The sequence below is a fragment of the Pedobacter sp. genome, from assembly GCF_041662865.1.
In the GTDB taxonomy this organism is placed as follows: Bacteria; Bacteroidota; Bacteroidia; order Sphingobacteriales; family Sphingobacteriaceae; genus Pedobacter.
The window spans coordinates 1-8364 of record NZ_JBAZRL010000069.1 but is presented as its reverse complement, the minus strand read 5'-3'; the positions used below and the strand labels follow the sequence as shown (position 1 = coordinate 8364).

The window sequence follows — 8364 nt, the reverse complement described above, 5'->3', positions numbered from 1 at the left end:
AACCTTTAGATGTAATTAAAACGTTCGTTATAGGTTCGTTTTTAAAGTTCACGACATAAACAGTCCAACTTCCAACTTCAGGAGTTTCACCAACTAAAGCAACTGCAATTGCTACGTCTTCAACTATATTTTCTGGTAAATCTGCTTTCATAACTCAATATTCTCTGCCATTCCGAGAAACAAGGAATCTCATTTATGAATTAAATTTTAGGGATCCTTCGTTCCACTCTAGATGACAAATCTAATCTTGAAAATCTTAAAATCCCTTAATCCTGATCTATTTCTTCTTTGCTACAGCTTTCTTCTTTGCTGGCGCTTTTTTCTTCGCGTCAAAAGCTTTCGGCACTTGTTCAATAATTAGCTTTTTAACATCTTCTAAAGAAACCTCAGCTAATTCTTCTGGAGTATATTTAGCTTTTGTTTTAGGGTTGTTCCTTAATTTCAACATCTCTTTGCCAAAACGGATAAAAGGTCCCCAACGACCATTTTCAATAGCAATTTTCTCACTTTCCCATTGCTGGATATAACGGTTATTTTCTTTCTCAATCTTCTTTTCAATCAATTCCTTGATATCATTTGCAGATAAAGCGTCAAAATTATAAGCTTTTGGTACATTAATAAATAAGCTATTCCATTTAATAAAGGGGCCAAAACGGCCAGTTCCTTTCGTTACAGGTAGGCCTTCATATACTGCTACTGGTGCATCAGCAGTAACTTTTTCTCCAATAATTTCAATTGCTCTGGCCTGATCTACTGTTAATGGATCTTCATTTTTGGGAATTGAAATAAACGCTTCGCCCCATTTCACATAAGGTCCAAAACGACCAACACCAACCGAAACTTCTTTACCTTCATAATCTTCCAATTGGAAAGGTAATTTGAATTGATCTAAGGCTTCTTCAAGTGTAACTGTGCCTACAGATTGTGATTTTCCTAAGCTTGCATAACGAGGTTTATCTTCCTCATCATCAGATAATTCTCCTATTTGAACTAAAGGGCCATAACGCCCAACTTTAGCGTACACATTTTTACCTGAAGTTGGATCGATACCTAATAAACGTTCGCCGTTAGCACGATCTGCATTTTCTAATGTATTTTCTACTTCACTATGAAAAGGAGTATAAAAAGAGTGTAGCATTTTGGTCCATTCTTGCAAACCTTGCGCAATCTCATCAAACTGTTTTTCTACTTTAGCAGTAAAATTAAAATCTACAATTCCTTTAAAATGTTCTACTAAAAAATCGTTTACAACTTCGCCAATATCAGTAGGGAAGAGTTTAGATTTTTCGGCTCCTGTTATTTCAGATTTGGTTACTTTACTAATGCTGCCATTAGCTAAAACCATACTTACAAATTCTCTTTTTTTGCCGTCTCTATCTTCCTTAACCACATAACCACGATTTTGAACCGTAGAAATTGTTGGCGCATAGGTAGATGGTCGACCAATACCAAGTTCTTCTAATTTCTTAACTAAACTTGCCTCAGTATATCTAGCAGGTGGACGAGAAAAACGTTCAGTTGCTGCTAATTCCTTTAAAATTAATGTTTGCCCTTTTGTTAATGGCGGCAATAAGTTATTATCTTCATTCTCTTCGTCCTCATCATCAGTAGATTCTAGGTAAACTTTTAAGAATCCATCAAATTTCAAAACTTCGCCTTCGGCTAATAATTCTTCTTTTCTGGTAGAGATATTAATATTAACATTTGTCTTTTCAAAAATAGCTTCACTCATCTGTGAGGCGATTGCACGTTTCCAAATTAAATCATACAAACGTTTCTCAGAGTTATCTCCATCCACACTGTGTTGATTAAAATAAGTAGGACGGATAGCTTCGTGAGCCTCTTGTGCACCTGCAGATTTTGTTTTATATACTCTGGGCTGATGATATTTTTCGCCCCAAGCAGATCTAATTTCAGCCGATGCTGCATCAATCGCAGTTTGAGATAAATTCACCGAATCTGTTCTCATGTAAGTGATTTTACCACTTTCATATAGTTTTTGAGCTATTTGCATTGTTCTAGCAACAGAAAAACCAAGCTTACGCGATGCTTCTTGTTGTAAAGTAGATGTCGTAAATGGTGCTGCCGGATTTCGTTTTGCAGGTTTAACTTCTAAATTACTTACTGCAAAATTTGCGTTAATGCAATCTTGTAAGAATTTTTCTGCATCTGCTGCTTTTTCAAAACGTTGTGGTAATTCTGCTTTTACGAGTTCTTTACCTTTACCAGTAGTAAATTGGGCTGTAATTTTAAATGCAGCTGTAGAATTAAATTTATTTACTTCACGTTCACGATCAACAATTAATCGCACAGCGACAGATTGTACACGACCAGCAGATAATGAAGGTTTAACTTTTTTCCATAATACAGGCGAAAGTTCAAAACCAACTAATCTATCTAAAACCCGACGAGCTTGTTGGGCAAAAACTAAATTATAATCAATGGTTCGAGGATTATCTATTGCCTTTAATATAGCTGGCTTCGTAATTTCATGAAAAACAATTCGTTTTGTGTTACTTTCTTTTAAGCCTAAAGTTTCATATAAGTGCCAAGAAATTGCTTCCCCCTCACGGTCTTCATCGGATGCTAGCCATACCATTTCGGCTTCTTTAGCTAACTTCTTTAATTCGGCAACGACTTGTTTTTTATCGGCAGGGACTTCATACGTTTGGGAAAAATTATTATCAGTATCTATTCCCATATCTCCTTTTACTAAATCACGGATATGACCATAACTAGACTTAACCAAGAAATCTTTTCCTAAATAACCTTCTATGGTTTTAGCTTTTGCAGGTGATTCGACTATTAGTAAATTTTTTGCCATTCAGAACGTTTTTCTGCAAATAAAACTATAAATAAGTCTAAAATCAAAATTGGTATAGCAATTATTTTCAAAAATATATTTTGAAGTTGGGGTTAAATAGCTCTTATACACTACCTAACAGTATTCAAATCGCTTTTAACTATTTTTTCTAAATATCAATTTCTTTACTATAAAATTATTTTCCTAATCCAATTTCTAACTATCTTCGTTAGTATATCTAAAAATAAACATCATGATCAACACCTTATTAATACTACTTAGTTTATGGACTGCGCCTACGCCTCCTAAAACTGTTTACGATTTTTCTTTTAAAAGCATTGATGGTAAAACCGTAAAACTTTCGAAATTTAAAGGAAAGAAGATTTTAATTGTAAATACTGCCTCGAAATGTGGATATACACCACAGTATGAAGATTTAGAGAAACTACATCAAAAATATGGTAAAAACGTAGTTTTAATTGGTTTTCCTGAAGGTAATTTTGGTGGGCAAGAGTTAGGCACAAATGCTGAAATTAAAGAATTCTGCACAGGTAAATACAAAGTTAGTTTTCTTTTAGCTGAAAAAAGTAGCGTTAAAGGAGATGATATTACACCTCTTTTTAAGTTTTTAACTACACAAGAAAACCCAGATTTTAAAGGTGATATTAAATGGAATTTTGAAAAGTTCTTGATTAATGAAAAAGGAGAGTTGGTGCATCGTTACCGTTCTGCTGTAAAACCGCTAGACCCAACTATTATTAGCAATCTATAATTTTTTTATTGTTTATAATAAATCCCAAAGCTAATCGCTTTGGGATTTTTTGTTTATTAATTGATTATGAACTATTCTCCCTACCTTATTTTAACTGTCTTCCTTATTGTTACCCTATATTTTATTTTTAGAAAAAAAAAGATTGTACCTATTCAATTAAGTAAAGAAGATCAAGTACTATTAGCCAATCATGTAGTATTTTATCGAAATTTAAATCATCCCAGAAAACAATTATTTGAACAAAAAGTAGCAAATTTTTTAGGCGCTACTATTATAAGTAGTGTTGGGGTAGAAATAAATCAGCTAGATAAATTATTAGTGGCAGCAAGTGCTGTTATTCCAATATTTGGTTTTGAAAATTGGCAGTATAAAAACTTAACTAATGTTTTGCTTTATCCTGATACGTTTAATACAGATTTTCAGTTTGAAGGCACGGAGAGAAATGTGATGGGTATGGTTGGTACAGGATATTTAAATGGACAAATGGTGTTGTCGTTATCTGCTTTACATCATGGTTTTTCTAAGAGTGCAGGTAAGGAAAATACGGGCATTCATGAGTTTATACACCTGTTAGATAAATCAGATGGTGCAACAGATGGTGTTCCGGAAAATTTAATGAATCATGAGTATACACTGCCTTGGGTAAAAATGATGCATGAGGAAATCAAAAAAATTGAAGATAATAAATCTGATATTAACCCATACGCAATAACAAATCAAGCAGAGTTTTTTGCAGTAGTAGCTGAATATTTTTTCGAACAACCAGAAATACTAAAGGATAAACATCCAGACTTATATGAAATGTTGCGTAAAGTTTTTGGACAAAATCTAGCGCATTAATATTACATTGTTGAATTGCAAATTATATAAAAGCCATCTATCTTCGCAGCACTCAATCTTAAATTGTTTTACACTTTATGTCAATTAAAAAACATATTTATATTCTTACTATTTCTTTATTTTTTTTAGGCTCTTGTACAGCTAAATATGCAGTTGTAAAGTCTAATAGAGAAGAATACAAAGTTAGTAATGATGTTCAAGTAGATAGTGCAATCATTAAAACATACCTACCTTATAAAGTAAAGGTTGATGCAGAGATGAACACTGTAATTGGATATACAGATGTTGTTTTGACAAAAAGTTCTACAGTTCCGGAATCTGTTTTAGGTAATTTCTTTGCTGATGCGGTTTTAAATCAAGCCAAAAAGATTGAACCAGCAATCGACTTCGTTTTTCCAACTACAAAGGGAGGTTTACGAAATGATATTGCAAAAGGACCAATCAATGTTTCGAATATATTTGAATTGATGCCATTTGAAAACCAACTGGTTTTATTTAACCTAAAAGGTGAAGACGTGTTGAAAGTGATTACATATATAGCAGCTTCTAATGGGCAACCGGTAAGTGGGTTAAAATTTAATATAAAAGACAAGTCACCTGAGCAGGTTTTAATTAATGGAAAATCATTTGATATAACTAAGAATTATTGGGTGTTAACCTCAGATTATATCGCAAGTGGTGGCGATGATGCGGTAGGTTTTGCAACACCTATTTCAAGAAAAAACATTGGATTGTTAGTTCGCGATGCACTTTTAAAAGAAGTTAAACAATTTCAGGCTGAAGGAAAGAGGATAAACGCAAAATTAGATGGAAGAATTACTAAAAATTAATCGTCGCAATTTTATAAAAGTTGGTGGTATAGCCAGTGCTGCAGCTGCATTGAGCTTAAATTCTTTAGATGCTTTTGCAAATGGGAGACTTCAAAAATTAACCATTTTGCATACGAATGATGTTCACAGTAGGATAGAGCCTTTTCCTATGGATGGTTCTAGAAATGAAGGACTGGGCGGTACTGCAAGAAGGTCAGCACTGATTAAAAAGATTAGGGCTGAACAAGAAAATGTATTATTACTAGATGCTGGAGATATTTTTCAAGGAACACCTTACTTTAATAAGTTCGGCGGAGAGCTGGAAATAAAATTGATGAGCCAGATGCAATATGATGCAACAACGTTGGGTAATCATGATTTTGATAATGGGGTGGAAGGATTTTACAAACAATTACCTCATGCTAATTTCCCAGTACTAATTGCTAATTACGATTTATCAAACACTGCACTTTCAAAATCAACACAGCCCTTTAAAGTCTTTAAAAAGGCAGGGTTGAAGATTGGAGTTTTCGGCTTAGGTATCCAACTAAAAGGATTAGTAGATCCTAAAAACTATGGAGAAACTCAGTATTTAGATCCAGTTGCTAAAGCAAATGAAACCGCAGCTATTTTAGAAAATGATTATAAATGTGATTTAGTGATTTGTTTATCACACTTAGGATATAAATATCGTGGTGATACAGTATCTGATCAGGTTTTAGCAAAAAGTACAAGAAACATTGATTTAATTATTGGCGGTCATACACACACTTTTATGGATGTACCAGAAGATGTGAAAAATTTAGATGGACAAATTACGACCATAAACCAAGTAGGTTTTGCAGGAATTAACTTAGGCAGAATAGATTATTATTTTGAAGCTTACAAAGACAAAAAAATGAAAGTTGGTACGCCTTACTTAATTAATAATAAGTTGGATGCATAATGCACTTTTGTCATTTTGATATCTTTAGTTTGCTCGTCATTGCCAGCTTGACTGGCAATCGTAATGCTATAAAATGTTAATTAGATTATTGCTTTACGTTTCCCTATATACTTCTTTAAAATGAACTTATTAGAAATTCCCCTTTCCTCGGAATGACAAGATTGAGTTAAATCAAAAAGCCACCACCTAACAAATCATTGCCTTCATAAAAAACAGCAGATTGACCCGGAGCAATTGCAGATACATTATGATCGAAAACTACACGCATATGATCTTTTTCTTGAACAATTGTACTTAACATCCCAGCATCTTTATAACGGATTTTAGTAATCACATTATCCATCGGCTCATTAATGTTTTCGTATTTGATTAAGTTAAGATTTCTAACCATTGCTTCTTTGCGTTCCAACTCGTCTGCTCTGCCTAATACAACTGTATTACTTTCTGGTAAAATCTGTGTAACAAACATAGGCTCACCAAATGCAACACCTAAGCCTTTACGTTGTCCGATGGTATAAAAAGGATATCCTTTATGTTGGCCGATAATCATTCCGTTACTATTAACGAAATTTCCACCAGCAACTCTATCTTCTAAATCTTCTACCTTATGTTTTAGAAATGCTCTATAATCATTATCTGGAACAAAGCAGATCTCGTAGCTTTCAGATTTTTTAGCTAATTCTTCTTGTCCCATATCCATCGCCATCTGGCGGATTTCTGCTTTTGCAAAACTGCCTAGAGGAAATTTTGTGCGAGATAAGTTTTCTTGGGAAACGCCCCACAGTACATACGATTGATCTTTATTTTCGTCTTTACCTTTAGAAATTACGTGCCTACCTGTTTCTAACTGGCGGATGTTTGCATAATGACCTGTTGCAATAAATTCGCAATCTAGTTTATTAGCACGTTTTAATAAAGCTTCCCACTTGATGTGAGTATTACATAAAACACATGGGTTTGGTGTACGACCAGCTAAATATTCGTCTACAAAATTGTCGATTACAAAATCTCCAAATTCATCACGAATATCTAAAATATAATGAGGAAAACCGTAGTTTACAGCCAACGTACGAGCATCATTAATGCTGTCTAAACTACAACAACCAGTTTCTTTGCTACTTCCACCAGATGTGGCGTAGTCCCAGGTCTTCATGGTAAGGCCAATTACTTCGTAACCTTGCTCATGCAACATTACTGCCGCAACTGAACTATCAACCCCGCCACTCATGGCCACCAAAATTCTACCGTGTTTACTCATTATTAAAAATCTGGATGCAAAAATACAGGTTTTTGACGAAATAAATTATTCGAGGTGGTCTGAACAATGTAAAAAGGCTACTTAGTTTTTTGACTGGATGCTCTAGCTTGAATAGTTGTATCTAAAAGTACTGTGTCGTACGATTTACTTTCTTTGTTATCAATCAAAGCTAATAATTGTTTGGTAGCCAAATTGCCAATTTCAAAAGCGGGTTGATGAATTGTGCTTAATGAAGGATGGAGTGCATCAGCCAAATCTGTATTACTAAAACCAATTAAAGCAACATCAGTTGGAATTTCATAACCTAATTGATTAATTAGCGATAAACATTTTGTAGTTAACTGATCGGTAGCTGTGAAAATAGCAGTTGGTTTGTTGTTCAACGCCATCAAATCTTGTATAGCTTTTTCTAAATTTTGATGTAAAGAAACGGAGTTAGATGTATCACAAAATTTAACTAATTCTTCTCTATAAACTAAACCTGAATCTTCTAATGCTTTTTTGTACCCTTCAAAACGATCGCTGGCCATGCTTAATTTAGTGTTACTACTAATGTGCGCAATAACAGTATATCCATTGCTAATCAAGTGCATAGTAGCATTATAAGCACCTTTATAATTATCTGATGCAACTTTATGTGTATTGATACGATCACTCAACCTATCAAATAATATCACTGGTAAGCCCGATTTTTGTAAATTAATTAAGTAATCGAAATCTGTAGTTTGATAGGCAGGGGAGATTAATAATCCGTCAATTCCGCCAGCATACAATAAGTTTACGCAAGCTTTTTCTTGTTCAAATGATTCTTTGCTTTGCATAATAATTAATTGATAATTATGATCTGTACAATACTGATCAATGCCATCTAGCATTTGTGCCACAAAATTGTTATCAATTGAACAAACCACCACACCAATAGATCTGCTTTTACCT

General features: G+C 33.8%; 7 protein-coding genes. 4 read left to right on the top strand and 3 right to left on the bottom strand.

Annotated features, from left to right (window positions below; translation table 11 throughout):
- Positions 1–277: 277 nt before the first annotated feature.
- On the bottom strand, positions 278–2824 hold the full coding sequence (gene topA, locus WC622_RS15430) for a type I DNA topoisomerase (RefSeq protein WP_372820596.1): 2547 nt from the start codon (positions 2822–2824) through the stop codon (positions 278–280).
- A 232-nt stretch (positions 2825–3056) separates the two neighbouring features.
- On the opposite strand from topA, the gene WC622_RS15425 reads away from it, so the two are divergent.
- The 4 genes from WC622_RS15425 to WC622_RS15410 all read left to right on the top strand — a co-directional run bounded on the left by WC622_RS15425 (position 3057) and on the right by WC622_RS15410 (position 6170).
- Positions 3057–3575, top strand: a complete 519-nt coding sequence (locus tag WC622_RS15425; RefSeq protein WP_372820595.1) for a glutathione peroxidase — start codon at positions 3057–3059, stop codon at positions 3573–3575.
- A gap of 66 nt (positions 3576–3641) precedes the next feature.
- On the top strand, positions 3642–4415 hold the full coding sequence (locus tag WC622_RS15420) for a zinc-dependent peptidase (protein WP_372820594.1): 774 nt from the start codon (positions 3642–3644) through the stop codon (positions 4413–4415).
- Between the two features lie 77 nt (positions 4416–4492).
- On the top strand, positions 4493–5245 hold the full coding sequence (locus WC622_RS15415; RefSeq protein WP_372820593.1) for a 5'-nucleotidase C-terminal domain-containing protein: 753 nt from the start codon (positions 4493–4495) through the stop codon (positions 5243–5245).
- On the top strand, positions 5223–6170 hold the full coding sequence (locus WC622_RS15410; RefSeq protein ID WP_372820592.1) for a bifunctional UDP-sugar hydrolase/5'-nucleotidase: 948 nt from the start codon (positions 5223–5225) through the stop codon (positions 6168–6170). Before WC622_RS15415 ends, WC622_RS15410 begins: the two co-directional genes overlap by 23 nt.
- A 166-nt stretch (positions 6171–6336) precedes the next feature.
- On the opposite strand, the gene mnmA is transcribed toward WC622_RS15410, so the two are convergent.
- Both mnmA and WC622_RS15400 read right to left on the bottom strand, forming a co-directional pair.
- Complete coding sequence (gene mnmA, locus WC622_RS15405) at positions 6337–7428, bottom strand: tRNA 2-thiouridine(34) synthase MnmA (RefSeq protein ID WP_372820591.1); 1092 nt, start codon at positions 7426–7428, stop codon at positions 6337–6339.
- 77 nt (positions 7429–7505) lie between these two features.
- Positions 7506–8364 (bottom strand): substrate-binding domain-containing protein (locus WC622_RS15400; RefSeq protein WP_372820590.1); only part of this gene is annotated, 859 nt, incomplete at its 5' end.

Coding starts and splice junctions, on each gene's coding strand:
- WC622_RS15425 (WP_372820595.1), top strand. CDS start 3,057: ATGATCAACACCTTATTAATACTACTTAGTTTATGGACTGCGCCTACG.
- topA (WP_372820596.1), bottom strand. CDS start 2,824: ATGGCAAAAAATTTACTAATAGTCGAATCACCTGCAAAAGCTAAAACC.
- WC622_RS15410 (WP_372820592.1), top strand. CDS start 5,223: ATGGAAGAATTACTAAAAATTAATCGTCGCAATTTTATAAAAGTTGGT.
- WC622_RS15420 (WP_372820594.1), top strand. CDS start 3,642: ATGAACTATTCTCCCTACCTTATTTTAACTGTCTTCCTTATTGTTACC.
- WC622_RS15415 (WP_372820593.1), top strand. CDS start 4,493: ATGTCAATTAAAAAACATATTTATATTCTTACTATTTCTTTATTTTTT.
- mnmA (WP_372820591.1), bottom strand. CDS start 7,428: ATGAGTAAACACGGTAGAATTTTGGTGGCCATGAGTGGCGGGGTTGAT.